The organism is Gemmatimonadaceae bacterium, assembly GCA_020851035.1.
Taxonomy (GTDB): Bacteria; Gemmatimonadota; Gemmatimonadetes; order Gemmatimonadales; family Gemmatimonadaceae; genus JACMLX01.
In genome coordinates this window covers 45206-70470 of record JADZDM010000010.1, presented here as the reverse complement: position 1 = coordinate 70470, position 25265 = coordinate 45206, and the positions used below count along the sequence as shown (strand labels likewise).

Sequence of the window (25265 nt, the reverse complement as noted above, 5' to 3'; positions counted from 1 at the left end):
CGGGTCAGTGCGCCGCGAGCGGCAGGTAGAGGGCATGTTCGACCGCCCGCACGACGTCCATCACGCGCGGATCATGGAAGGGCAGCACTTGCGTCAGCACCAGCACGCCGATGCCGTTGGGCGGATCGATCCACAGGTGCGTGTTGTACAGGCCCGCCCAGCTCAGCGATCCATCCGGCCGGCCGTCAGGATGCCCGCGTGCCACCTGGAAGGCGAGGCTGAACCCATCACGCGTGGCACCGTCCGGGAACGGCGCCGACAGTGCGGGATCGGTGGTGGGCTGCCTGAGGACCGTCAGTGCACCGAGCTGGTCGCGCATCAGCTCACGGATCGATGCCTCGCGCACGAGACGTGTGCCGCGCCACGTGCCGCGCCCCAGGAGCAGCTGCATGAACCGCGCGTAGTCCGGCGCCGTCGAGAACAGGTTGCCATCGCCGAACCCCTCGGCCTGCACGGAGTCAGGCCGCGGTCGCGCCACGAGGCTGTCGCCACGGCGGTCGGAGAGGGCCATCAGCCGTGACGCCCGGGATGGCGGCAGCACGTACGACGTCTCGTGCATGCCGAGTGGCGTGAAGATCCGCTGGCGGAAGAACGATTCGAGCGGCATGCCCGCGATGCGTTCGACGATCCAGCCGAGGTACGACGGGCCCATGCCGTAGGTCCAGCGTGCGCCGGGGTCATGCACGAGTGGCCAGTCGCGCTCGGGGATCGAGGTGAACCGCTCCACGTCATGCAACGCCGGGTTCGAGAACGCGTAGCCGATGCCGGACGTGTGGCGCATCAGGTCACGCACCGTGATCTCACGGCTCGCCGGTCGCGTGATCACGGTGCGACGCGCGGAATCGACGCGCAGCAGCACGCCGCGCCCCACCAGTTCGGGGAGGTAGGTGGACGCCGGTGCGTCGAGTGCGAGCCTGCCGTCCTCCACCAGCATCATCGCGGCGAGGGCGGTGACGGGCTTCGTCATCGATGCGATGTTGAAGACCGCGTCCGTGCCGACCGTCGCTGCACTGCCGGGGGCGAGCCGGCCGGCCGTGCGGTGAAACAGGATGCTGTCGCGGCTGGTCACGAGCACGGTGAGTCCGGTGACGTCGCCGGCCGTGACGGCGGCCTGCATTGCGCCCGCAAGTGCCCGCTCCCGCGTGCTGTCGAAGCGCCACGCCGGCGCGCTCGCACAGCCGGTGAGCGCCGTGATCGTCACCAGCGCGCCAACGACGCCCACCCTGTTGCGGCATGCGATCCGTGGCACCGGGCCGGTGCACGGCATGCGCTGATTCATGACGTCCGGCTGGCCAGGGGTGAACTTGCGCGGTCAGGCATGCCGCGTCGCGACATGACCGCGCGCCTGCTGCTTCGCATCGTACATGCCGCGGGCGAGCCCGGTGAGCGAGTCGACGTCCACCATCGCGCGCAGTGTCGACTGCACGCGGCGCAGCTCGTCGTTGGTGGACTCGAGCTCACGTCGCGACCGCGTGGTGACCGCCAGCACGCACCCCAGCGCCAGCAGCCACTCGGCCGAGGCGTCGAAGAACGAACTCACCGAGACGAGCCGCGCGAGCAGGCTCCACTGCCACAGCAGGCATTCGGTCGACATCGCGGCAAGATAGCCCGAGGTACGCCGCGCGATGGAGTCCGGCGCCGTCCCTGCCACCGGCACACCCAGCCGCGCGCGCGCCAGTCGCAGGACGCGGGACCGACACCGACCCGTTGAATCAGCGCGGCGCCGCAGAGCCTCGCGCCACTGCACCGCGCACGACCGCGCCCGTGGCACTGAGCGTGATCCGTTCGCCGCGTGCGATGGTCACGCCATCGCGCGTCACCGCACGCGCCACGCGACACGACTGCAGCCGGCCACCGGGGTGCAGCGCCACCTGCGTGGAGCCGGACAGTTCGGTCAGGAAGGCCGCGGCGCGACAAGGCACGCCGTCGAGCGTCGCGTCGCGCGAGAGGAAGCAGCCGGCGAGCTGGCCGTCGCGATGGAAGCGCGTGTGCCAGGTCTTGTAGCCCTTGCCCTTGCATGGGATGGCCTGCAGCTCCGTGTCTCGCGCCAGCCAGGCGGAGACGAGGGTGCGTGATCGGTCGAGCAGGATCCACGTCTCACGGGGCAGGGCATGGCCGGCGATCACGGAGTCGCGGGCGATCGGGCATTCGTTGAGGGCCCCGTCCGCGAACAGGACGGCGTACGACCGGCCGGTGGGGCCGCAGGTGACGCCGGAGAGCACGGTGTCACGCGTCAGGCGGAGGCGGATCTCGGCGGGGGGCTGCGCCGGCACCGGGCGTGGTACGAACAGGGCTGTGATCAGGACGAACGCAACAGGCAGTGACCGGCGAAGCATGGGCAGCTCTCCTCGCGACGAATGGCGGTGTCCGCGATTCTACCCGCCTGCCGGCGCCGTGGCTGTCAGGGGAGTTCCGACCTGGATCCTCGTCTCGCCATGGCCCCCAACGCCAGAACGCCCGCGCCACCCTCTCAGGCAGCGCGGGCGTCCGATCCCATCGCACGAACTACGGCTTCGGCGGCATCAGCACCGTGTTGATCACGTGGATCACGCCGTTCGATGCCGGCACGTCCGTCGCCGTCACCATGCTCGTGCCATTCAGCTCGACCTTCCCGTCCACGACCTTGATCGCGATCTTGCTGCCCTCGAGCGAGGTTGCCTCGGACATGGTCGTCACCTGCGAGGCCGGCACGTTGCCCGCGATCACATGGTAGGTCAGCACCTTCGTCAGTGCAGCCTTGTCGGCGAGCAGCGCCTCGAGATCCTTGGCGGGGATCTTGGCGAACGCCTCGTCGGTCGGCGCGAGGACCGTGAACGGACCGGCGCCCTTCAGCGTCTCGACCAGTCCGGCCGCGGTGAGGGCCTTCGCCAGCGTGTTGAACGTGCCGGCGGCGATGGCGGTCTCCACGACGTCCTTCGTGCCGGCAGCAGCGGCCGGCGCGGAATCCATGCTCGCCGTCGCCGGAGAGGCGGCGGAATCGACCGCGGCGGCGTCGTCCTTCTTGCCGCCGCAGGCGGCGAGCACGAGCAATGAAGCAACTGCGAGGGTGCGACTGGGCATGAGTGGTGTCCGGTCAGGTGTGGTCGTGCTCGATGGATCGCTGGTGCTGAGTCCGCGCGGAGTGCGCGGCATCAGGGGCATCAACGCCGGGATCGTGCAAACGGTTCGCACGCGGGCACGATCCGGATGCAGCAGCGGGCACGTCTGCCGTGCGCGTCTCCCGTGTCCCGGCGATACCGACCTGCATCGTCGAGCCGGCGCCGATGGCCGCGACGTGACGTGACGCGACGTGACGTGACGTGACGTGACGTGACGTGACGTGACGCCGTTGCGGTGGGCCGCGCCGGGGTCAGCGCGACATCGTCGCGCGTCGCGCGGACGGCAGCGTGAGCGAATCGCGGAGCCAGCGCTCCAGCGCCCGCACCTGCGGATGGTCGGCGCCATAGCCGGAGCGCAGCGGGCCGAGCGCGGCCTCGCCTGCCTTCCGCGCCCGCTCCGCATCTCCGAGCAGCAGCTGCGCCCGCGCGCCGGCGGCCAGCGCATCGCCGACCAGCGCACTCCGCGAGAGTGCGACCGAATCGGTGGTCGCCGACGTCGCCGCTCGTTGCGCGAGCGACAGCGCGCGTGCGGGATCGCTGGCCGCGGCGGCCAGGAGGCTGCCGCGCAGCAGCGCCGGATACAGGAACGTGTCGTCACCGGCCTTCGCCCTGGCCGAGCGCCGGATGTACGCGTCGAGCGAGTCGAGTGCGATCGCGGCGCCGCGCTGTCCGGCGCGCACGGCGGCGTCGGCCACCGCGACCAGCGCCAGCAGGCGCGGCTGCGGCGGAGCGCCGGGCAGCATGCCCTGCAGCTCCGTGTGCAGCCGCATCGCATCGGCGGCGCGTCCCGCGTCCATCAGCGCCGACACCAGCAGCGCGCGGGCCTCGACCTGCACCAGCGGGTTGCGTGCCTGGCTGTCGGTGAACAGCCCGCGCGCCAGGCGTTCGAGGCTGTCGACCTGTCGCAGCCGGCTGGCCAGTTGCAGTGCGCGGTATCGCAGCACGAGCGGGAGCGTGACCGACGCCTCCTGGCCACGGATGCGTGCCTGCTCACGGTCCAGCACCAGGCGCGCGTCACGGAACTGCCCGATGCCGATCAGTGCCACGGCCTGGTTTCCCACCACCACCGATGCGCCTTCCGTGTCGCCGCGGCCGATGCGCTGCAGCACCGCCGTGCAGCGCTCGAACGTCCGGCTCGCCTCGCGCAGGCGGCCGGTGCCGATGAGGATGCCGCCGAAGTTGTTCAGTGCGGTGGCATAGTTGCTGCTCAGCGTGTCACCCACATGCTCCAGCAGGTGCAGCGACTGCCGTGACAGCCCCAGCGCGGAATCGAGTTGCTGGCGCTGGGTGAGTTGCACGGCACGCGCCGTGTTGCACGCCACCACCATGGCGACGGAATCGTCGGTGACGGCGCGGGGCAGCGCCATCGCACGCTGGATCATCACGGCGGCGGAATCGCCCTGCCCCTGCTGGAGCAGCACCCACCCCGTGAGGCAGAGCGCACCGGCCTCGCGCGCGGGTTCGCCGGCGCGACCTGCCGCCTGCGCGGCGGAATACAGCAGGTCCCGCTGGCTGGCCAGGTCATTGAGGTCGGCGTAGCGGTCGGCGAGGTTGCTGAGCAGGCTGCTGAGCATGGCGGGCCGGTCCCGGTAGCGCGTCTCGATGGTCGCGCGACCGCGCGCCAGCACCTCCGTCGGCGAGAGCTGGCGCCCGCCAGGTCCGATCAGGCTCAGCATCTGCAGTTGCATGTCGCCAGCCGCCCGCGACACTTCGGCACCGAAGGCGGCGCGATCTCGCTGCACGTTCGCTTCCCGCATCTGCCTCACCGCCACTGCAGTGCCGGTGATCAGCGCCAGTGCAACGGCCGCCGCCGACCCGGTGGCCATCCGGTTCCGGCGGATGAACTTCAGCGCCTGCTCACCCAGCCCGCCCCGGCGCACCGACACCGGCTCATGCTCCACGGTACGCCGCAGGTCGTTCGCGAACGCGGTCACGCTCTGGTAGCGTCGCGTGGGATCGTCGTGCAGTGCACAGAGCAGGATGGCATCGAGGTCGCCGCGCAGCGCCGCACGCAGCCCGGTGGCCGACACCTGGCGTGCATCGAGTCGGTCAGCGGCCTGCTGGGCGGCGGTGTCACTGGGCAGTGCCGCCGGTCGTGACGGCAGCGCACCGGTCAGCAGCACGTGCAGCAGCACCCCCAGTGCGTAGATGTCCGTCGCCGCGGATTCGTGGCGTCCCGCGAGCTGTTCCGGCGCGGCGTAGGCCGGCGTGAACGGCAGGGTGGCCGGCGCATCGACGGAGGTCTCGTCGGCGCGGCGGGGCTCGTCGTGGAGCAGGCGACCGACACCGAAGTCGAGCAGCTTCACGGTGCCATCCTGCGTGACCAGCACGTTCGACGGCTTCAGGTCGCGGTGGATCACGACGTGTGCGTGGGCGTGCTCCACCGCGGCGCACACCTGTGCAAAGAGGGCAAGGCGTGCGCCGACCGTGAGGCGGCGGGTGTCGCACCACTGGTCGATCCGTTCCCCGTCGACGTACTCCAGCACGAGGTAAGGCTGGCCGGTGTCACGCACGCCGGCGTTCAGCAGCCGGCCGATGTTGGGGTGCGTGAGCTGCGCGAGCATGGTGCCCTCCTGCTGGAACCGGTGCATGCCGATGGCGTCGAGGGCGCGCAGGTTCAGGAGCTTCACGGCAGACCGGCCGGTGTAGCGGCCATCGGATCGGTCCGCGAGCCAGACGCTGCCCATGCCGCCGGCCCCGAGAGGTGCGACGATGGTCCAGTCGCCGATGGTCGATCCCGTCAGGTCGGGCGCCGGCGTGTTCAGCGCGCGCAGCACCTGCGTCACCGTGCCCGTGCCTGTGGAAGTCCGGTCGCGTGCCAGCAGCGCCCGCAGCTCCTCGGCACCCTGCGGATCCGTGGTGGCGAGGGCGGTCAGCCACGACTCGCGTTCGGTCTCGTCGAGTTCGAGCGCGGTATCGAGCAGCGGGCTCAGGTGCAACCAGCGTACCGCGTCGATCTCGGACATGAGCGTCGGATTCAGTGAGGAAGCCGCGGTGCAAGGCGGCGGAGATACGCGAGGCCGGCGCGGACCGTGTGCGACAGCGGGAACTCGGCGTCACTGGCTGCCGGCAGCGCGTTCCCGGTGTGCAGGAGACGCTCGACCTCCGCAATCAATGCCGGCGCATCGGCGCGCAGGTCGTCGAGGAAGGCCTGGCGACGCGGCCAGTCCAGCGTGCGCGCGGTGGTGACGAGCGGTGCGGCGGCGGCGGTGAGGAACGAGCGTGCGGCCATCGGGTGTGCCTCGCGGGCGACGGGTGAAGACAGGACGGTCTGCCTCCCCCATCGGAATCCGCGGTGCGATCCCGACATCACCGAACTCAGCCATGTGCGTTGCGCTCCGCCGCCTCGCTGACCGATGGCCCGTCGAAGGGGGCCGCGGCCGCTGCCAGCAGCAACCGCGCCTTGCGCCAGTCGCGCTGCACCGTGCGCTCCGACATGGTGCGCAGGGCGGCGATTTCCGCGAAGCTGAAGCCACAGAAGAAGTGCAGGTCCACCAGTTCGGCCAGCGCCGCGTCCACGCGCGACAGTTCGTCCATGGCGGTCGAGAGCGCGTCGAGCTGGGTCGCACTCACGCCGCCCGCGACCTCCGCCACACCGCTGAGCGTCGTGAACTCGAACGTGCCGCCGCGCTTGAGTGCCTGGCGGCTGCGCACCCGGTCGATGACCATGCCACGCATCACGCGCGAGGCATAGGCGAAGAACCTGGGCCGGTCCGGGAAGGTGACGCCTTCGCGCGATGCGATCTGCAGGTAGGCCTCATGCAGCAGCGTGGTGGTGCCGAGCGTGAATTCCGGCGACTGGCGCCGCAGGTGCGACGCCGCCAGCTGGTGCAGTTCCGCGTAGAGTGCCGTGAACAGCGCCTCGACGGCGGCCGGGTCGCCGGCTTGCGCTCCAGACATCAGTGTCGCAATCGGCGAGCTCATCCTCGTTCCCTGAAGCGGGTCAGGCTGTACCATAACGCGGGGGACGACGCGCGGAAGGGTGCGCCGCACGAGGGCGTTGTCGCCTTTCCGCCGGCGATTCCGATCTGGTGGCGAGAGGGTCATCTCACCACCTGCCAGAGGGTCGTCATGTCAGGCTCATTGCTGCTCGCGGTCACGTTCGGTGCCGCCACGCTCGTCGCCGCCTGCGGCGTTGCACTGGTCGTGTATGTCGCGCATCGGTTCACCACGCCGAAGCGTGTGAGCGTCCCGTCGCTGAGCCATGTGTCCGCGGAACGGGTGGAGTTCCCGGCGCGACACGATCGGCTGCGGCTGGCGGCCTGGTACTGTCCTGCGCCGCAGGCGAACGGTGTCGTGATCCTGGTGCACGGTCGCGATGCCTGCCGGGGCGTGGAGCTTCGCAACAGCAGCGACACCATCGTGGAGCGGCTCACGGCTGCGGGCCTGAGCGTGCTGCTGCTCGACCTGCGCGGCCACGGGGACAGTGCTCCCTCGCGGCTCACCTTCGGCCGGCTCGAGCAGCGGGACGTGCTCGGCGCCGTGGACTACGTCTTGCGCCGCGGGTACCGGCGGGGCGCGGTCGGCGTGCTGGGGGCGTCGATGGGTGGCGCGAGTGCGATTGCCGCCGCGGTGGCGGAGCCGGCGATCGGCGCGCTCGTCACCGACAGTGCCTATGCCGATCTCGGCGACCTGCTCCGCTGCCAGTTCACGCGCCTGACGCGGCTGCCAACGGCGCTGCTGGGCAGCGCCCTGCTGGCGGCGCGGATGCTCACCGGCGTGGATCTCGTGCACGATGCGCCGGTGCACCTGATGGTGGGGATGCGCGGCCGACCCACGCTGGTGATCCACGCGGCCGGCGACCCGTTCGTGCCGGTGCGTCATGCCCGCGAGCTGGCCATCGCCGGTGGCACGACGTTGTGGGTGACGGAGAGCGACCGTCACCTCGGGTCGTTCGCCAGCGGTGTGGTGGAGTACGCCGATGTGGTCGTGCACTTCCTCGTGCGGCACCTCCTGGCTCCCGCGATCGAGAGTGCGCGTGAGCGCGCTTCGCCGGACCCGCTCCAGCACGCCGGCGCGTCGGCCTGAACGCGGGCCGGGCGCCTGGGATGCGCCGGCGATGAGCCGAAGGGACCGAAGGCGCCGCGTGTCGGGGCAGCGCTGACCTGCGTTGCCTCCTTCGTCCCGGACCTGTCGTGCCAATTGCCTCTGTCTCAGTCCGTCGCGTCACCACCGTCGCCGTGCTGGTTCCCGCCGGACACCGCACCGGCCAGATCGTGCGACGCCTCGCCACCGCGTTCTGCGTGCTGCTCGCCGCCTGCGGCGGCGATTCCACCAGCCAGCCCCCCGGCTCGGGCGGTGGTGCCGTGACGCTCGCCGTGCGCGCGGGTGACGGCCAGCAGGCCGCGCCAGGAACGGCGGTGGCGGCCGCGCCGGTCGTCGTCGCCACCAATGCCGCCGGCCAGCCGCAGCCGGGTGTCGTGGTCACGTTCGCGATCGACTCAGGTGCGGGCACCGTGGCGACCGCACAGGCCACCACGGCCGCCGATGGCACGGCCAGTCCGGGACGCTGGACGCTCGGTGCCGCGGAGGGCGTCAATGTGCTGCGCGTGTCGGCGGCCGGCGCCAACACACTGCGTTTCCGCGCCGTCGCCGTTCTGGCCTCGACGCCGCTGCTCACCGACGTCGCAGTGCCCGTGACCGGCGGCACCCTCAAGGTCACCGTGCCCGGCAACCCGTTCGATGGGCTCACGCTCGCCGTTCCCGCCGCCGCATACGACAGTCCCGCCGTGTTCTCGATTGCCGCGCGCACCAGCGCACCGCCCACACTTCCCGCCGGGTACGCGCAGGTTGGCCAGGCCCTCGTGATCACCACCGCGCAGGCCTTCGCCACGCTGCCGATGGTGCTCACGATTCCGGTGTCGGTCGCGTCGCCAGACACTGCGCTGGCCGCGTTCTTCGTGGACCAGGCCACCGGTGCCCTCGAGCCGGTGCCGGTGGCCGCACGCACGGCGACGACGCTGAGCGTGTTCAGCCGCCACTTCACGCAGGACCGCTTGCTGAAGCGCCAGGGCGCCCCACGCGTCACCCCGAAGGTGGCCGGCAACGTGCCGCCGCTGGCCACCGCCGGGTTCTCACCGGTCATCCTGATCGTGGTGTCGGTGCCGGTGGCGCGGCTGAATGCCCTCACGGCCACGGGGTTCCTGCCGGGGCGCGACGACTGGGAGTTCGCGAACTACGGCACGATCCTCGCACCGGCCGGCGCCTGCGCGGGCATGTCGATCAGTGCGATGTACTACTACTACGCACTGCGGGACGGCGGGCCGCTGAACGGCCGCTACAACACCGTGACCACGGAACCACACCGCCACGACACCAACACCGGTGGCATGCGCCTCGCCTCGGTGGTGCAGAAGGACGCGGACCAGTCGGTCATCCTGACCTGGGAACGCGTCGTGAACGGCTTCGCGGCGCTGACGATGGTGCCGCGTGCGCGGTTGTACTACCAGTCTCTGGTGATGGCGATGCAGGTGACGCGGATGCCGCAACTGGTGGCCATCTTCGGTGACAGCGTCGGGCACGCGGTGGTGGCGTACGGCAGCGAGAACGGCGTCGTCTCGTTCGCGGATCCGAACGAACCCGGCACCGCGCGCACGATGACCTTCGCCAGCGATGCCTTCGTGCCCTTCCCGTTCAAGTCCTCCGGCAGCCGGCCCTCGAAGACGATCCGGCGGGTGGAACCGCTCGGCGCCTCGGCGATGATCGACGACGCCGCGCTGGCCGCCGGCTGGGCCCAGGTGCCCGACGCGTCGATCGGGCGCAGCCGGTTCCCGCAGACCCGGCTGCAGCGCTGGGACTCCTTCGCCGACACGTATGCGGACATCGACACCTCGCAGGCCGTGCTGGTGACGGCTGAGCAGGAATTCCGCGTGCGCACGAAGTGCCGCACCGGCTGTGACCTGGCGTACATGCCCGACACCCTCATCAACACCAGGATCATCTCGACCGCCGGCGTGCTCCTGCATGATGGCGACGAGGGTGATGCGTCGGTGACCCTCATGCGCGGGGTGCAGCGCCTCGGCATCATCGAGTCCGCGATCTCCCCGCTCGACACGGCCACCACCTGGAGCCGGTTCCGCTGGATCTCGGTCAACTACCAGCCCGTGCTGCTGGAGCCGGTCCGGCCGCTGATCCGCGTGGACTCCACGCTGCGCTTCACGGTCACCGCCACCGACCTCGCGCCGCTCGTGACGCGATACGCCTGGTCGTTCAGCGACGGCACGCCCGCCGTGAACACGACCACGCCCTCCGTGTCGCACAAGTACACGGCGGCGGGAGACTACGTGGCCCGGGTCGTGCTCCATGACGCCCGCGGCACGATCCTCGGGCGCGACACGACGGTCGTGTCGGTCGGGACGCTGCCGCTGGTGGGATGGGCGCTGCGCACCGTCACGGTGCAGGCGGCCACGCTGCCCGCCGGTGGCATCGGCACCGAGCGCAGTGACACACTGGCCTACAACTTCGCCACGGCCGTGATGAGTCGCATGACCGGCGCGCCAGCCAACACGGCACTCTTCGTCGGCGGTGTGGCGGTCACCGGACCGTCCTGCAACGCCGGCGCGATCCTGCAGCAGGCGCCACCGGGCGTCACACCGGCCGACTCACTGGTCAGCGCCCACTTCGTGGGCCTGCTGGGTACCTGCGGCGATCCGGACTTCACGGGCACGCTGGTGATGGGACCGCTGGGCGCCGGCACGGTGGTGGGCAGTGCGGCGGCGGTGTTCAACCCCGACCTGATCGTGGTGCCGGGCGGCTCGATCGCGGCGACGATGACGGGGAAGGCACTGGCTGGCACGTTCGTGTGGAACGTGCGCTACAGCACCGGGCTCGGGACGTACACGGTGGCGTTCACGGCGGTGCAGGTGCGACCGAAGTGAAGGCGGGAACGCTGCACTGCATTCCGCCGCCGACCCGGTGGAGGCGGTTCACCGGCCCAGCCACAGGCCGAGCAGGCTCGCCGCGCCGAGTGCCGCCAGGCCGCCACCGGCCACCCGGCGCAGGTCGCGGTGCCCGAGCAGCAGCGCCATCGCGGCCTTGAGTGCGGTGTTGGCCACCAGTCCCACCGCCATCGCCCGGGCGGCGAGGTGTACGTCGCCGATCCGCGCCATGGAGAACGTCAGTGCGTCCATGTCGGTCAGCCCGAGCAGGAAGGCCGACGTGAGCACGCCGGTCGCGCCGAAGGTGTCGCGCGAGATGCGGACCGCGAAGATCGCCACCTGGAACGCGAGGGCGAGCTGCAGCGCGGCACCGATGCGCAGCGGGGAATGCAGCGCCGCCGTCGCCTCGCCTTCCGGCGCCACGGGCTGTCGCCAGAGCACGACGGCGATCACGACCACGCCCACGGCGAGCGGTGGCGCAAGGAACGGCACCAGCGCGCGCGTCACCGCCGGATTGAGCACGGTGGCGACGACGATCACGCGCAGCACCAGGACGGTGCATGCGGCCACGATGCCAAGGCCGAGTGAGGCGGCGAGTGCGGGTTCGCTGCGGCTGCGTCGTGAGAACTGCAACGTGACGGCGGTGCTCGACACCAGCCCGCCGAGCAGGCCCATGGCGGCATAGCCGCGCCTGGCGCCCACCCAGCGTTGCAGCAGGAAGCCGCCGTAGTTCACGGCACAGAACACGAGCACCACGATCCAGAGTGCGCGCGGGTTCACGCCGCCCCACGGCCCCGACGCGCGGTCAGGCAAGAGCGGCAGCACCACCAGCGCCAGCACCGCGAACTGCAGTGCACCAACCAGCTCGCGTTCCCCGAGCCGCTCGAGAATGCCGTGGATCTGCTGCTTGCTGACCAGCGCCCCGACGACGAGTGTGCCCGCACCGGCGGCGATGGCGCGGTGCCCCATGCCGGCCATCGCGGCCAGCGCGAGCACCAGCAGGGCAGCGGTCTCGGTGGTGCCGTCGGAGGTGGCGCCGGGCCGCCGCACCGCGAGCGCGTATGCGATCACGCTCAGCACGCCCCCGGCGGTGAAGAGGGCGAATGCGGCCAGTGCATTCCCTTCCGTGAGCAGGTGGCCGGCGATCCCGCCGAGGAGCCCGAGCAGGAAGAAGGTGCGCACGCCGGCGAAGCGGGCGTCGGGGCCTTCGGTCTTGCCGCTGCGCTCGCGCTCGAACCCGACGGCGAGTCCGACCAGGGCGGCGACCGCGAGGTTGCCGGCGACGATGAGGTCGGGGGTGCCGGCCGTGGGCGCGGACAGGGTCATGGCCCGGGCGGGCGCGGCGGTGCGATGCCGGCGCGTCGGCGTGTCGGTGCTGGCATCGGCGACGTCATGCAGCCGTCTCCCTGGGCGTTCAAGATCCCCGTCCCCTTGAACGGGTGTCCGAGATCCTGCGACTCAGCCCCGCCGCACCGCGCACACCAGCGTGACCTCCACCGGCGCACCCGCCGGCAGCGATGACACGCCGATCGCCGCACGGCTCCCGATGCACGCAGGACCCAGCTCCTCCACCAACACCTCCGACGCGAAGTCGGCCACCTTCGAGTGCGACGTGAACCCGGACTCCGCGGCCAGGAAGACCGTCAGTTGCAGCACCACCGCGATCCGCTCACCGTCGCCCACACACCCCTGCGCCGCCACCAGTGCGTTCTGCGTCGCGAGGCGCACGGCGTCGCGGTGCTGCTCCAGTGCGTCACCCGCCGCGATCGGGCCGGTGAACATCAGCACGCCGCCACGCCGCGGCGTCATGCCGGAGGTGTAAACCACGTCCACATGCCGCACCGCCGGCACGTACCTGCCCTGCGGCACGGGCTGCTCCAGGGGCTGGCTCACGCGCGATACACCTCCACCATGCGCACGATGCGTTCCGCCGCCGCCACCGCCGCGGCATGGTCCTGCGAGAAGTTGAGGCGGATGCTCCGCTCAAGGCCGGGCCCGAACTCGGTCCCGGGCGTGACGGTCACACCGGCCTGGTGCCGCAGCAGCCGGACGAAGGTCGAGGCATCCACGGCCAGCGGCGGAAGCTCCGGGAACAGGTAGCTGCCGGCCTGCGGTGTCGCGACCACCAGTCCACCCGACCGGAAGGTGCGCAGCAGGGCGTCACGGATCGCCTCATGCTCCACGATCCGCTGCGCCATCCAGCCCGGTGGCTCGGCAAACCAGGTCTCGAGTGCCGCCTGGCTGTAGCCCGCCGCCCGCAGCGACACGATCGCCTGCAGCCGCTCCATGCGATCGATCAGCGCCGGCGTGCCGAACGCGGCACCGAGCCGGAACCCGCTCAGCGACTCGGTCTTGGATGGACCCATGATCGTGATCAGCGCCTCCGGCTGCGGGTCGCAGGCGCGGAGGTGCGTGTAGCTTTCGCCGGTGTAGAGCAGGCGGGAGTAGAGCTGGTCCACGATCAGCGTCACACCGTGCGTCGCGGCGAGTGCGGCGATCGCACGGATCGCATCGGCGGAGAACACGACCCCGGTGGGGTTGTTGGGCGTCGAGAAGACGAATACCGACGTCCCGCCCCGGAACGCCGCCTCGATGCGATCGAGATCGGGGCCGTTCTCCGAGGTCGCGCCGGTGTACCGCAACGGAATCGGCACCAGCTCACCACCGAAGAACGCCACCAGCTTGCGGTTGGCGAAGTAGTCGGGCTCCACCACCGCCACCTTCGTGCCGTGCGTGACGGTTGCACCAAGTGCGAGGAAGAGCGCACCCTGCGTGCCGGGCGTGATGATCAGCTCACTGCCCGCCGACACCGGGCGTCCGGTGAAGGCACCGAGCCGATCGGCCAGCCGCTCACGGATCCGTGCGGCGCCGCGATACTCGGTGTACGCCTGCTGCGCCCCGCGCGAGAATCCGTCGTTCCAGCACTCGGCCGAGCCGGGCGTGGGCGGGAAGGCATCCACGTCGCCGTGCGAGAAGTCCACCGGCACGCCGCCCAGCGTCTCGCCGCGCATGATGGTGTCGAGGTCGCCGACCCGCTGCCGGACTTCCTGACCGGGGGCGTTGTCGGTGGCAAGGGCCCGGAACTTCGCGTCGATCGTCTGCATGGTTCTCCCCGACTGGTGTCTCCGTCGCACGCCAGGGCGCGCAGATTCCGTACGAAACATACCTCCGGGTTGTGCGGAGGCGGCCCACCGGGCAGCGTCATTCCCAGCAGGCCGCATCGGCCCCGATGGCCGTGCCCGACGGCCGCTTCACCGTCATCGCACCTCCCCCATGCCCGCCTCTCGTCTGCCACACGCTGCCGTCCGCCTGGTGGTGCTCGCCCTGGTGGCGGCATGCCGCACCGCACCCGAGGCCGCGCCGGACCGGATCGTCTACAACGGGCGCATCTGGACCGGTGACTCGACGCGTGCCGAGGCCAGCGCACTGGCCCTGCGCGGTGACCGCATCCTGGCCGTGGGATCGGATTCCGCCATCCGCGCCCTCGCCACACCCGCCACGCGACAGGAGGACCTGCGCGGTCGCCGCGTCGTCCCCGGGTTCCATGACGCGCACTGGCACCTCCCCACGCGCCGCAGCGCCGACCTCACCGGCGCGAAGGATCCCGCCGAACTGGTGGCGCGGCTCCAGGCCTTCGCGGCCACGTTGCCTGCGGGCACCTGGGTCCTGGGTCGCGGCTGGACGCCGGACATGTTCCCACGGAATGCCGCACACCGGCGCTACCTCGACGCGGCCTTCCCCGATCGCGCCGTGCTGTTGACCGATCGCGACGGGCACCAGACACTCGCCAACCAGGTGGCGCTGTCGCGCGCCGGTGTCAGCGCGTCCACGCAGGATCCTGCCGGTGGTGCGGTCGGTCGCGATCCCGGCGGCGCGCCATCGGGATTGCTGCAGGAGACGGCGAGTGCCCTCGTGCGCACGCATCTCCCGGAGCCGACGACCGACGAGGTCTACGCCGCGCTGCGCTACGAGATGCACCGCGCGGCGGCACTCGGCCTGACCTCGCTGCAACTCGCGAACGGACTCGATCCGGCGGAACACGCCGCGTTCGTCCGGGCACTGGCCGACGATTCGCTGCTCGTGCGGTTCCGGGTGGCGGTGCCGTTCGAGCCGGGTGTCAGTGACTCCGTGCTGCGCGAATACCGTGCGCTCTCGACGACCTGGTCGGGGCCACTGCTGCGCGCGGGCATCGCGAAGGGGATGCTGGACGGGACGGTGGATGCCGGCACGGCGGCGATGCTCGCACCGTACGCCCGCGGCGGCGGGCAGGGGCTGCCGCGATGGACACCCGCCGAGCTCGCGAGTGCCGTGGCACGCTACGACAGTGCGGGGCTCCAGGTGGAGCTGCACGCCATCGGTGATCGCGCGATCCGCATGGCCCTCGATGCCTTCGAGCAGCGCGGATCACGCACCGCCCGGCATCGTGTCGAGCATATCGAGGTGCCGGATCCTGCGGACATCGCACGCTTCGCCCCGCTGGGCGTGATCGCGTCCACGCAGGCCATCTTCGCTGGCCCCGACAAGACCGCGCTGCAGAACTACGTGCCGATGCTGGGCGCGGAGCGCAGCGCACGGGCGATGCCGTTCAAGGCGTTCGACGATGCCGGCGCGATCCAGGCCTTCGGGAGCGACTATCCGGTCTTCCCGATGGATCCGCTGCTCGGCATGTTCATCGCCGTCACGCGACAGATGCCGGATGGCACACCCGAGGGCGGCTGGTTCCCGCAGCACCGCCTGACGCTGGAGGCGGCGCTGCGGCACTACACCTGGGGGTCCGCGTACGCCGCGTTCCGGGAGCGCGAACTGGGGGTGCTGACGGAGGGCATGCTGGCGGACTTCGTGGTGCTGTCGGAGGAAATCGTCGGTGCCGACCCGCGCGCGCTGCTGCGTGCGAAGCCGGTGCTGACCGTGATGGGTGGGCGTGACACGTACCGCGCGGCACCGGATCCTGGCGCCACCACCGCCGCCGCCACGACGACCGCGACCTCCGCCTCCACCGCGGCGGCCACGTGGTGTGCCGCGCTGCCGCGCGCGGCCAACGCCGCGTTCGAGGTGGTGGACACGGGCAGCGACTGGTTCACGGTGTACCGCGTGGAGCCCGGCCTGTTCGCGCTGGTGGAGTCACGCCAGTTCCAGGAGGCGATCTCGTACCTGCTCGTGGGCACGCGGCGCGCGCTGCTCTTCGACACCGGGATCGGGCTGGTGCCGATGGCGCCGGTGATCGCGACGCTCACGTCGCTGCCGGTGACGGTGCTGAACTCGCACACGCACTTCGACCATGTCGGGGCGAACGCCGAGTTCCGCGACATACTGGGGATGGACACGCCGTTCACGCGGGAGAGCGCACGCGGGCGTCCACACACCGACCTGGCTGACGAGGTGGCGGCAGGGAGCTTCTGCGGCGCCCCGCCGTCCGGCGCCGACACGGCGGCGTTCCGCGCGCGGCCCTTCACGGTGACGGGTCGTGTGGCGGATGGCGACAGCATCGACCTTGGCGGGCGTACGGTGGTGGTGCTCGCCGCACCCGGGCACACGCCGGATGCCATCGCGCTGCACGAGCCCGCGCGTGGCCTGCTGTTCACTGGCGACTCGTACTACGACTCCACACTCTGGCTCTTCTCGCCAGGCACCGACCTGGCCGCGTACGAGCGCTCGATGGCGCGGCTCGCGGCACTGGTGCCGGGGCTGCGCCGGTTGCTGCCGGCGCACAACACCGTCACAGCCGAGCCGACGCGGTTGCTGGCGGTGCTGGATGGCGTGCGGACGATGCGTACGGGTGGCGGCACGCGGACGGCGGAAGGCGGGGGACGCGTGTCGGTGCGTGTGGGCGATGTGACGTTCATGATCAGGGGCGAGTAGCCGGCGTCGCGGGCTCGTGGCACGCGGGATGCGCACAACAACCGGACCCAGATGGATCTCACGAGACTCAGGTCGATCCTGTTCAGCGCCGCGCGGGAGGTAGGCGGGCGCGTGACCGACATCGTCGAACCGGGCGTGACGCCGAACTTCGTGGCGGTGCGCCTGGAGCTGCCGGTGGGACACTGCTGGGTGCTCCGGTCGCACGCCGGCGACGTGGCCTTCGCCGCGGCGATCGAGCCGGCGCTGGCGCCGTTGCGGTTCGTGGACTGTCCCGCGCTGGCGGACGCGCTCGAGCGCGTGGGTGGCCTGCAGCCGCTCGGTGTGGTGCGGCTGGAGGAGCCGTTCGCGGGGCAGGCTGTCATCGCCGACGCCGACCTGCGCATCTGGAAGCCGCAGCGGCTGGGTGACGCGTTGTTCAACTGGTGGGATTGACGCCGTCGCCGCGCGTGGTCAGCGGGTTGGGCGACGCGCCCGGAGCAGCGCGACGAGGAGCAGCACCCACACGCCCGTCCGGAAAGCCATGGCCCGGACGCTGTCGATGGCGACGGTGCCGCCGTCGGACGAGTGGAGGTACGCGACGAAGAGCAGCACGAGCAGGTTCGCTCCCGCGATGCCGGCGGCGGCCGCGCGGTCCATGCGGGCGCGTCGCCAGGCCACGACACCGGCGCCGATGTACAAGGCACCCATCAGCGTGTTGAAGACCACCAGCGGGCGATACACCAGGTAGCCGGGATCACGTCCGGCGAGCACCGCACCGCCGGCCGCGAGCGTGGCGACACCGAAGACGACGGCGACGACGGCAACGACGGCAACGACTCGGGGGATCAGGGTGCGCGTGGCCTGCTGGTGCGGTGACACGGCCGCCATCGGTCTCGTGGGAAGCGGAGGACCTGCCCGGACGATGGATCATGTCATGGCGGCGGTGTTTGCGGTGCCGGGGAATCGTGAAGCATGCCGCGGTGATCGCCGGAGTGGGGCTGCGTGATCCGCCCGGGGCGCCGCAGTGGGCGATCACACACCGCGCGGCGTCAGTGGCCCTTCCTGCCCGCCACCAGGTGGTGCCCCCACACGATCACCGCACCCAGCGCCAGTCCGAACACGCCGCAGAGCGCGGCGTCCGTGATCCAGGCGATTGCACCACCGGTCAGGCCGAGCAGCTTGGCCGGGTACACGTGCAGCCCATGCAGGATGATCTGCCCGCCCACCCAGAGCATCGCTGCCGTGCCGATGGTCGAGAGCAGGTTGAACAACATCGGCATCCCGGTCACCAGCGCGCGACCGACGCCCCGTGCAGCACCACTCCTGCGCCGTGCCAGGCGCAGTCCGACATCGTCCATCTTCACCAGCAGGCCGACCACGCCGTACACGGCCGCCGTGATGCCGATCGCCACCGCGAAGAGGCTGCCGGCCTGCAGCGCGATACTCTTGTCCGACACCTCGTTGAGCGCGATCGCCATGATCTCGGCCGACAGGATGAAGTCGGTCCGCACGGCGCCACTGACCATCGTCGCCTCGTGCTCGGCGCTCGTCAGCGTGGCGACTTCCTGCGTCACGCTCTCCGCCGGCGCACCGCGGGCCTCCGCCAGGCGCTCGAGCACCTTCTCGGCCCCCTCGAAGCAGAGGTAGGCCCCGCCGAGCATCAGCAGCGGGGTGATGGCCCCCGGCAGGAAGGCGCCGAGCAGCAGCGCCACCGGCATGATGAACAGCACCTTGTTCCGGACCGACCCCTTGGCGATGCGCCAGATGATCGGCAGCTCGCGATCGGGGGTGAAGCCCGTGACGTACTGCGGCGTGACGGCGGTGTCGTCGATCACGACACCGGCGGCCTTGGCACCGGCCTTGCCGGCGGCCGCGGCCACGTCGTCCACCGACGACGCGGCCAGCTTGGCGATCAGGGCGATGTCGTCGAGGAGGGCGGCGAGGCCGGAGGGCATTGGTGCGTGGTGGCGGGGTCGGTGGGCCGTGCGGAAATATGCACTGGCGCCGGTCGACTCAGGCCTTCGCGAGGAAGGCGGCCACCAGCGCGTTGGCGTGCCCGTGCCCCAGGCCGTGATCGGCCTTCAGCATCGTGACCAGTTCGCCGTGTTTCCGCGGACCGGCCTGCCGGAGGATGTCCATCCAGTGCGAGATCGGCTGGCCATAGCGCTTCTCGATGGAGGGAAAGTAGGACGCGGGGCCCTTGACCTTGGGAGCGTCTGGCATGGACGTCGTGGCGGGAAGATGGGAACCGGAGCGTCACCGACCGCCGGTGACACGCATGGCAATGTGCACGCAACACGCATCGTCTCGCGGATGGGAGGGTCGTTGCGGACCATGCCCGTGCCGCTCCTGACAGGTGTGTCTGCAGTCCTCCGTGCCGGCAGGAATACGGCTGATCTATATCAGGAACGTCCCGATCCCGTCAACACTGCGTTCGCAGCTCCAGAACTGGCAGGGAGGGATGGGACAGTTCGGCCAGCATCCGAGATACGACGACAGCGCGATGCGCGGGGTACCTCGGCAACGAGGCGAACGTGATCTTCGTGCCACTGCGCGATCGCTTCCACGGTGTTGCCGCCTCCCCCGGCTGAAGGATGCTCGCGCATGTGCCGTGACGGGTTCCACGATCGGACGACTGGGGCTTCCTGCGGGTGCGCACCGCGATGAAAGGAGAACCCGCCACCCCGACGCGCGGACTGTGCACGCTGCCGGAACTGCTGGGGTAACTCCTCCGCATCGCGTTCCGCCCTGCCCGTATCGTTTCACGGGATAACGACCTCCACTGTTGTGGGCGCCCGCGCCGCACTCGCGTCCGGCACCTCGTCACGCACGGTTGAAGATCTGCACATGACCTCGGCAGCGGCATTCGCGCACGGCGCGCATGCGGCGCATATATGGCCCTGCACGACACCACCCGACGGCACTCCCCACCCCACGCAGGAGCACGCGATGAAGCCGCCCGACACGATCGTGAACAAGTGGAACGACACGATACTCCTCTCGCTGGAGATCGGCACCAACACCGCCGCGCTGCAACTCGGGCCGCCGATGGTGGCGCGCCTCGTGGCGATGACGTATTCGGCGGCGTTCCAGGCGTGGGCCCCGTACAGCGACACCGCGACGGCGCTGCTGCCGGGCGGCCCGCCGCGCCGGCCGGCGGGACAGCGCACGCTCGCGAACAAGAACATCGCGATCAGCTACGCGATCTATCGCGTGACGACGGCGCTCTTTGCCGACGTGCGGATCCGGGCGCTGCTGGATGCCCAGATGGCCGAGCTGGGGCTCAGCGTGACGGACAACACCACGGCCGGCAACTCCCCCGTCGCGATCGGCAACTCCGCCGCGCAGATGGTGCTGGCCTCGCGCACAGCGGACAACTCCAACCAGGCCGGCACGATGCCGGGATCCACCACACCCGGCAAGCCGTACGGTGACTTCACCGGCTATGTCCCCGTCAACCCGCCGGCGCTGGCGTTCGGCGACACGCACCGGCGGCACGTGGTCGATCCGGGGCGCTGGCAGCCGTTGTCGTACATCAACCCGAACGACGGCACGGTGGCCACGCCGGGGTTCATCGCACCGCACTGGGGACAGGTGACGCCGTTTGCGCTCACCAGCGGTGACCAGTTCCGGCCGTCACCCCCCGAACCGTTCACGTCGCAGGCGTTCCTGGACCAGGCCCGCTTCGTCATCGACATCCAGCAGCGGCTGACGACGGAGCAGAAGATCATCGCGGAGTTCTGGGCCGACGGCCCGAAGTCGTGGCTGCCGCCCGGGCACTGGTGTGAAGTGGCCGGCCTCGTGTCGCGCGAGCGGTTCCACACGGTGGACCAGGACGTGAAGCTCTTCTTCGCGCTGTCGAATGCGATCCTCGATGCGAGCATCGCGACCTGGGACGCGAAACGGCACTACGACTACGTCCGGCCGATCACCGCCATCCGGTGGCTCTACGACCAGTTCGGCTTCGCCGGCTTCAGCGGCAACGGCTTCGGCGCTGTGGAGGGCGAACGCTGGCGCCCCTTCCAGAAGGACACGTTCCCGACGCCGCCGTTCCCGGAGTACTCGTCAGGCCACAGCGCCTTCAGCATGGCGGCTGCGGTGGTCCTGAAGCGTGCGACGGGGAGCGACATGTTCACGCTGCGTCACACGCAGGAGGTGCCGCTGGCCGCACAACCCGACATCGCGGGGCTGCCGGTCACCATCACCTGGAACAGCTTCTCTGAGGCGGCCTTCAGCGCCGGTGAATCCCGCCTGTTCGGTGGCATCCACTTCTACCAGGGCAACGTGGCCGGCCTGGAGCTGGGCCGGAAGGTTGGCGAGGCCGCCTGGACGAAGGCGCTCAGCTTCTTCTGAGTATGATCGTGGGCGTCCGCGTCGGGGCGGGGGAGTGGGTCACCGCCCCGGCGCGTCGATCATGGTGCCTTGGTCGCCCCGTCCGGCCATGCGCAGAGGCAGACGCGGTTCCCCGCCGTGTCGGAGAGAGTCCAGTGCTGCGGTGCGTGCGACTCGTCGACGATGCGACCGCCGGCGGCGACGGCTGCGGCCAGTCGCGTGCCGATGTGCTCACGCGCCACCGACACGTCCACATGCATCGCGTGTCGCAACGGCCGGCTCTCGTCCAGCGCCTGCATCCAGACCGTTGACCCGTGCCCGAGCGGGTCGACCGCGTTGTCCTCCGACATCGGGGCATAGCCGAGCACCGCGCGCCAGAAGCCGACGTCGATGGTGGATGGCTTGGCGGCGATGGCGAGCTGCACCTCCTGGATGGCGGCACGATCGGGCACGGCGCCCTGTGCCCGCGCGGCTGACGACACCGCGCGAGCCAGCGCGATGTGGCTGGACTCCAGCGCCCACAGGTCACGCGTCAACCGGATGGTGACGCGTTCGTCCGCGAGCGTGAGGAGGATGCCGGCGCCCGCAACGCCGGCTGCGTTCGAGATCGCATCGGCCACCCGCACCGCGTCGCGAAGCGACGGGACCCGAAAGGTCGCTGTCGCCCCGCCATGCAACACGGCCCAATCGTCCACACCGTCCGCAGCCAGAAACTCGCGCCATCCCGTCTCGCTCATGTGCTCCTCGTCGCCGGTCGTGTGGAATGAGTGGCCGCAGGGGCACCGGCAGGTGAGCCGCGAGCCCCCCACCGGTCCACTCGCCCATGGACGGCAACCCGAGGAGCGCTGCATGGAGACGCGATGGCTGCCGGCACGTCCGTCAGCACCACTCCGCGCCCGGCGGCTGATTGCGGCGTCGCGGCGCGTGACATTCAGCTGCGGTCGGTGAGCCGGCCGATCCGCGCACCAGTGAACCCGAACTCCGACTCGCCGGTCAGTTCCAGCACCGTGCCGGCCGGCGGCCCACCAGGCACGTCCACGGCCAGCACCCCGCGGTACGCGATGGCAGCCACCGCCACACCGTCACGGAACACCACTCCCGTCACCCGCTGCTCACGCTCCCGGAACAGCGCCGTGGCCTGCTCGGCCAGCGCCCGGAACTCGGCCGCCCCGGACGCGGACGCCGTCACCACGCCTGCGGACAGGTTCTCGAAGCGCACGTCGTCGGCAACGAGGGCGAGCATGCCGTTCACGTCGAAGCGGTTGTACGCCGCGACGAACCGGGCGATCAGGTCCCGCTGCTCGGCTTCACCCATCATTGCGCCCTCCCGGATTCGAACGAACGGACCATGGTTCCACGGCAGCCCCTTCGGCTGCGCGCGCGTCGGTCCACACCGCACGGGCCGCGGTCGCGGCGGCATCCGGCGTGGCCAGGTGCCTACGTTCGCGGCGGCTCACCTGTCGCGAGCGGACGTCGGATGACGGCAAGTATATGCGAACCCGCATCGAGGCAGCCAGCCTGCCGGGTCGCCTCGACCTCCATCGCAAGCAGCTCGTCCCACCGGCGTGCGTCGGCGCGAATTGTTTCGAGCGGCGCACCCCACACCGTGGACAGGCAATTGGATGCGGAGATCGCGAGCAGCTCCCAGCCGGTGGCACCGAGCAGCGCGCGGAACTCGTCCGCCCGGAACAGGTGACACTGGTGGCGGTTGCCTTCCGTCGTGGCGAAGCGCAGTTCGCCGGTGGCCACGATCCGCGCGTTGTCGGTGGCGTCCGTCGTGAAGACGCCGGGCAACTTCTCGTGGATCGAGCCCCACAGCGACATCACGCTCATGAGGACGCATCCCCCTGGCTTCGTCACGCGGCACAACTCGCCGAGGGCATCGTCGCGGCGCTCGAACACGTAACTCAGCGGCCCCCCGTAGCAGACCACGGCGTCGAACGCGGAGTCGGCATACCGCGACAGGTCGCACACGTCCGCCTCGGTCCACTCGGTGACGGCGGCGGCGAACCCGTACGCGGATGCGTACGTCCGGTTCAGCGCGAGCTGCACGGGCGAGACGTCCGCGACCGCGATCGAGGCACCGAGTGACGCGAGCACCTGCGTGAAGCGGCCGGCTCCCGCGCCGATGTCCAGCACCCGCGCGCCGGTCGCGACGTATTGCCGCAGGTAGTGCGACTGGACATGCAGCTTGACTTCCGCTGCCGGGCTTTCCTGCAGTCGCGTCCATTCCCGGTCGCCGAACTCGTCGAAGTAGCTGGCGATCGACGCGCGGTCGTATGACATGACAACACCTCCGGCGAGGGGAACCGTGACGCGCGCTGGACTCTGGAAATGCGGAGGCGGCTCACGAGTGCGGTGCCGCTGGCTCTGCGATCAGCGGCCGGATCATGTCGAGACACGCGCGGCCATCCCCGTTCACGAAGCGCGGCGTCGCGCGGAATCCTCTCGATACTATAGTACCGACCGGCGCGCTGCTTCGCCTCGTCAACCCCACCCCAGCGCAGCACAGGCGTACCTCCGAGCTGGCCGGCAATCGCGAACGGGAGCGAGCGCCTGAATCACGCGGCGGGCGCTTCACACGAAATGTGATGGTGACTCACCCATATCCACGACCCGTGACGAACGGGCGAAGCGGGCCACGTGGTGAGGTCCGGTGACCTGGCTCCTCCGCGTTGATGACGACCACCACGGGCACGGGCAAGACTGAGGGACGGGATCACGAGTCGAGGGCCGCCGGGTGAACGGAATACGCCGCGGACCGGCCGCGGCGCCGCGGCGGCGCACTGCGATCCACTGCAACGTCGTCAGGCGCTGGCGTCGATCTGTCCCGCTCGAGGGATGAATGACCGCAGTTCATCGATCGCGGGAGTCGCGATCGATGCCGCCACGGTGAGGGCGCGGAACTCGTCTGCGAGCTGGCGCATCTCGTCGATTGCGGCCGCCGTGTGTTCCACCGCAACGACCCTGAAGTGGTTCGTGTCAGCCCAGAGCATCAGGGTCCGAACGAGCACGCCCATTGGTATCCATTCCCACAGTCGCAGCCTGGCCGGAGTGACCGAGAGCCCCAGCGTGCGCAGCACACTGAAACCTTCACGTACAGCCCGTACCGCCAGCCGCACGACGTGCGGGCTGCGTGCCAGCACATGGTTGTCGCAGTTGACCATGTAGAGTGCGTTCGCGAGTGGACTGACCCACCCGACATGCGTCTTCTGCCAGGCATCCATGCTGGAGGTCGACGACGTCGGGAATCCCGCCTCGCGAAACACCTGCATGAGTTCCCTCAGTCGGGGAGAGGTCGAGCCATCGAGTTCACCAAAGGTCGTCGGCTGGAGGAGGCGGGAGACCACCACATAGCGCACGACATGGCCGACCCGCGTTCCACCAGCCCCCGCGAAACCCAGCACAAGCCGATCGGATCCGACGGCCTTCTCCCAGTCGGCATAGCCGGACGGGTTGTTGACCATGAAGAGAATGCTCGGCGTGGCGGTGTGTGATGCGAGCATGGGCAACACCGACGCCACCTGGTTCTTCCGTACCAGGACCACGATCAGGTCGTAGCCATCGGTCTCGTGCAACCGTTCGATGACTGGCACCGTCACGACCTCCCGCATGCCGCTGAGCGCGTGCTCGAGCACGATGCCGTACTTCTTGATGTCCGCCAGTCGCGTGTTCCGGGCGAGCAGCGTCACGTCCCGTCCGGATTGCCTCAGTCGCGCCGCGTAGAGACTGCCGAGGACTCCAGCGCCAAGAACGAGAATCCTCCTCATGGGTGCTCCCTCGGATGGTTCGACGTACAGTGGCGCTGGCCCGCGGTCTCCCCCGGGGCGCGCTCACGGAACAGTCTGCGGTCGCGCCTGCTGCGTCACCGGAGTCACGTGACAGATGCGTCGCGTGAACGCCACCGTCCACGCGTCCACGAACGGTAGCCGGTGCGCTCCACCGAGGTACGATTCCTGACGGCTCGTTCGTGAGCACCGCTCCGAGCCGCCGCCGCCGGCAGCCCATGATGGCGCCACCCATGAACCCTGGTGCCCTTCGAATGACTGCGGCCTCGTGCGGCGGCGGACCCCCCGCGCGCTCGCGAGCGCGCGGGGATCAGCGTGCCGGTATGGCGACC

General features: G+C 70.4%; 22 protein-coding genes. 5 read left to right on the top strand and 17 right to left on the bottom strand.

The annotated features are described in order from the left end of the window. Positions 1-4 precede the first annotated feature (4 nt). The 7 genes from IT355_08200 to IT355_08170 form a co-directional block, all read right to left on the bottom strand. Positions 5-1279, bottom strand: a complete 1275-nt coding sequence (locus IT355_08200) for a beta-lactamase family protein (GenBank protein MCC7053238.1) — start codon at positions 1277-1279, stop codon at positions 5-7. 33 nt (positions 1280-1312) lie between these two features. Next, on the bottom strand, positions 1313-1594 hold the full coding sequence (locus IT355_08195; GenBank protein MCC7053237.1) for a hypothetical protein: 282 nt from the start codon (positions 1592-1594) through the stop codon (positions 1313-1315). A 118-nt stretch (positions 1595-1712) separates the two neighbouring features. Next, on the bottom strand, positions 1713-2336 hold the full coding sequence (locus tag IT355_08190; protein ID MCC7053236.1) for a hypothetical protein: 624 nt from the start codon (positions 2334-2336) through the stop codon (positions 1713-1715). A gap of 169 nt (positions 2337-2505) precedes the next feature. Next, positions 2506-3060, bottom strand: a complete 555-nt coding sequence (locus tag IT355_08185) for a fasciclin domain-containing protein (GenBank protein MCC7053235.1) — start codon at positions 3058-3060, stop codon at positions 2506-2508. A gap of 289 nt (positions 3061-3349) precedes the next feature. Then, positions 3350-6064 carry a serine/threonine protein kinase gene (locus IT355_08180; GenBank protein MCC7053234.1) on the bottom strand — a complete coding sequence of 905 codons (2715 nt, stop codon included), beginning with the start codon at positions 6062-6064 and terminating at the stop codon, positions 3350-3352. 11 nt (positions 6065-6075) lie between these two features. Beyond that, positions 6076-6330: a hypothetical protein gene (locus IT355_08175; protein MCC7053233.1), complete on the bottom strand. Its 255-nt coding sequence runs from the start codon at positions 6328-6330 to the stop codon at positions 6076-6078. Between the two features lie 86 nt (positions 6331-6416). After that, positions 6417-7022: a sigma-70 family RNA polymerase sigma factor gene (locus IT355_08170; protein MCC7053232.1), complete on the bottom strand. Its 606-nt coding sequence runs from the start codon at positions 7020-7022 to the stop codon at positions 6417-6419. A gap of 147 nt (positions 7023-7169) precedes the next feature. Between IT355_08170 and IT355_08165 the strand changes: the two genes are divergently transcribed. Both IT355_08165 and IT355_08160 read left to right on the top strand, forming a co-directional pair. Beyond that, on the top strand, positions 7170-8126 hold the full coding sequence (locus IT355_08165; protein MCC7053231.1) for an alpha/beta hydrolase: 957 nt from the start codon (positions 7170-7172) through the stop codon (positions 8124-8126). Positions 8127-8233: 107 nt separating this feature from the next. After that, positions 8234-10975 carry a PKD domain-containing protein gene (locus tag IT355_08160; protein MCC7053230.1) on the top strand — a complete coding sequence of 914 codons (2742 nt, stop codon included), beginning with the start codon at positions 8234-8236 and terminating at the stop codon, positions 10973-10975. Positions 10976-11023: 48 nt separating this feature from the next. Here the strand turns inward: IT355_08160 and IT355_08155 are convergent, their stop codons facing one another. The 3 genes from IT355_08155 to IT355_08145 form a co-directional block, all read right to left on the bottom strand. Continuing rightward, positions 11024-12301 (bottom strand): DUF4010 domain-containing protein, encoded by a 1278-nt coding sequence (locus tag IT355_08155; GenBank protein MCC7053229.1) that lies wholly within the window; start codon positions 12299-12301, stop codon positions 11024-11026. Between the two features lie 132 nt (positions 12302-12433). Next, the gene (locus tag IT355_08150) at positions 12434-12868 is read right to left on the bottom strand and encodes a RidA family protein (GenBank protein MCC7053228.1); all 435 of its coding nucleotides are present in this window, start codon (positions 12866-12868) and stop codon (positions 12434-12436) included. Beyond that, entirely contained in the window at positions 12865-14079 is a 1215-nt protein-coding gene (locus tag IT355_08145) for a pyridoxal phosphate-dependent aminotransferase (GenBank protein ID MCC7053227.1), read from the bottom strand. Before IT355_08145 ends, IT355_08150 begins: the two co-directional genes overlap by 4 nt. A 169-nt stretch (positions 14080-14248) precedes the next feature. On the opposite strand from IT355_08145, the gene IT355_08140 reads away from it, so the two are divergent. Together IT355_08140 and IT355_08135 are read left to right on the top strand one after the other, a co-directional pair. Beyond that, positions 14249-16834 (top strand): amidohydrolase family protein, encoded by a 2586-nt coding sequence (locus IT355_08140; GenBank protein ID MCC7053226.1) that lies wholly within the window; start codon positions 14249-14251, stop codon positions 16832-16834. Positions 16835-16885: 51 nt separating this feature from the next. Then, a complete protein-coding gene (locus IT355_08135) occupies positions 16886-17266 on the top strand; it encodes a hypothetical protein (GenBank protein ID MCC7053225.1) in 381 nt (126 codons plus the stop codon). Positions 17267-17284: 18 nt separating this feature from the next. Here IT355_08135 and IT355_08130 read toward each other — a convergent pair whose 3' ends face one another. From IT355_08130 to IT355_08120, 3 genes are all read right to left on the bottom strand, one after another. After that, positions 17285-17701 carry a hypothetical protein gene (locus tag IT355_08130; protein ID MCC7053224.1) on the bottom strand — a complete coding sequence of 139 codons (417 nt, stop codon included), beginning with the start codon at positions 17699-17701 and terminating at the stop codon, positions 17285-17287. A 161-nt stretch (positions 17702-17862) separates the two neighbouring features. Then, positions 17863-18768: a DUF808 domain-containing protein gene (locus tag IT355_08125; protein ID MCC7053223.1), complete on the bottom strand. Its 906-nt coding sequence runs from the start codon at positions 18766-18768 to the stop codon at positions 17863-17865. 58 nt (positions 18769-18826) lie between these two features. Then, a complete protein-coding gene (locus IT355_08120) occupies positions 18827-19036 on the bottom strand; it encodes a DUF4287 domain-containing protein (GenBank protein ID MCC7053222.1) in 210 nt (69 codons plus the stop codon). A gap of 726 nt (positions 19037-19762) precedes the next feature. Here IT355_08120 and IT355_08115 point away from each other — a divergent pair. Next, positions 19763-21166 (top strand): vanadium-dependent haloperoxidase, encoded by a 1404-nt coding sequence (locus IT355_08115; protein ID MCC7053221.1) that lies wholly within the window; start codon positions 19763-19765, stop codon positions 21164-21166. A 59-nt stretch (positions 21167-21225) separates the two neighbouring features. Here IT355_08115 and IT355_08110 read toward each other — a convergent pair whose 3' ends face one another. The 4 genes from IT355_08110 to IT355_08095 all read right to left on the bottom strand — a co-directional run bounded on the left by IT355_08110 (position 21226) and on the right by IT355_08095 (position 24915). Next, on the bottom strand, positions 21226-21882 hold the full coding sequence (locus IT355_08110; protein MCC7053220.1) for a hypothetical protein: 657 nt from the start codon (positions 21880-21882) through the stop codon (positions 21226-21228). A 194-nt stretch (positions 21883-22076) separates the two neighbouring features. Beyond that, positions 22077-22463, bottom strand: coding sequence for a nuclear transport factor 2 family protein (locus tag IT355_08105; GenBank protein MCC7053219.1), 387 nt, complete (start codon positions 22461-22463; stop codon positions 22077-22079). Positions 22464-22582: 119 nt separating this feature from the next. Next, positions 22583-23431, bottom strand: a complete 849-nt coding sequence (locus tag IT355_08100) for a methyltransferase domain-containing protein (GenBank protein MCC7053218.1) — start codon at positions 23429-23431, stop codon at positions 22583-22585. Positions 23432-23952: 521 nt separating this feature from the next. Then, positions 23953-24915 carry a ketopantoate reductase family protein gene (locus IT355_08095; protein MCC7053217.1) on the bottom strand — a complete coding sequence of 321 codons (963 nt, stop codon included), beginning with the start codon at positions 24913-24915 and terminating at the stop codon, positions 23953-23955. Positions 24916-25265 lie beyond the last annotated feature (350 nt).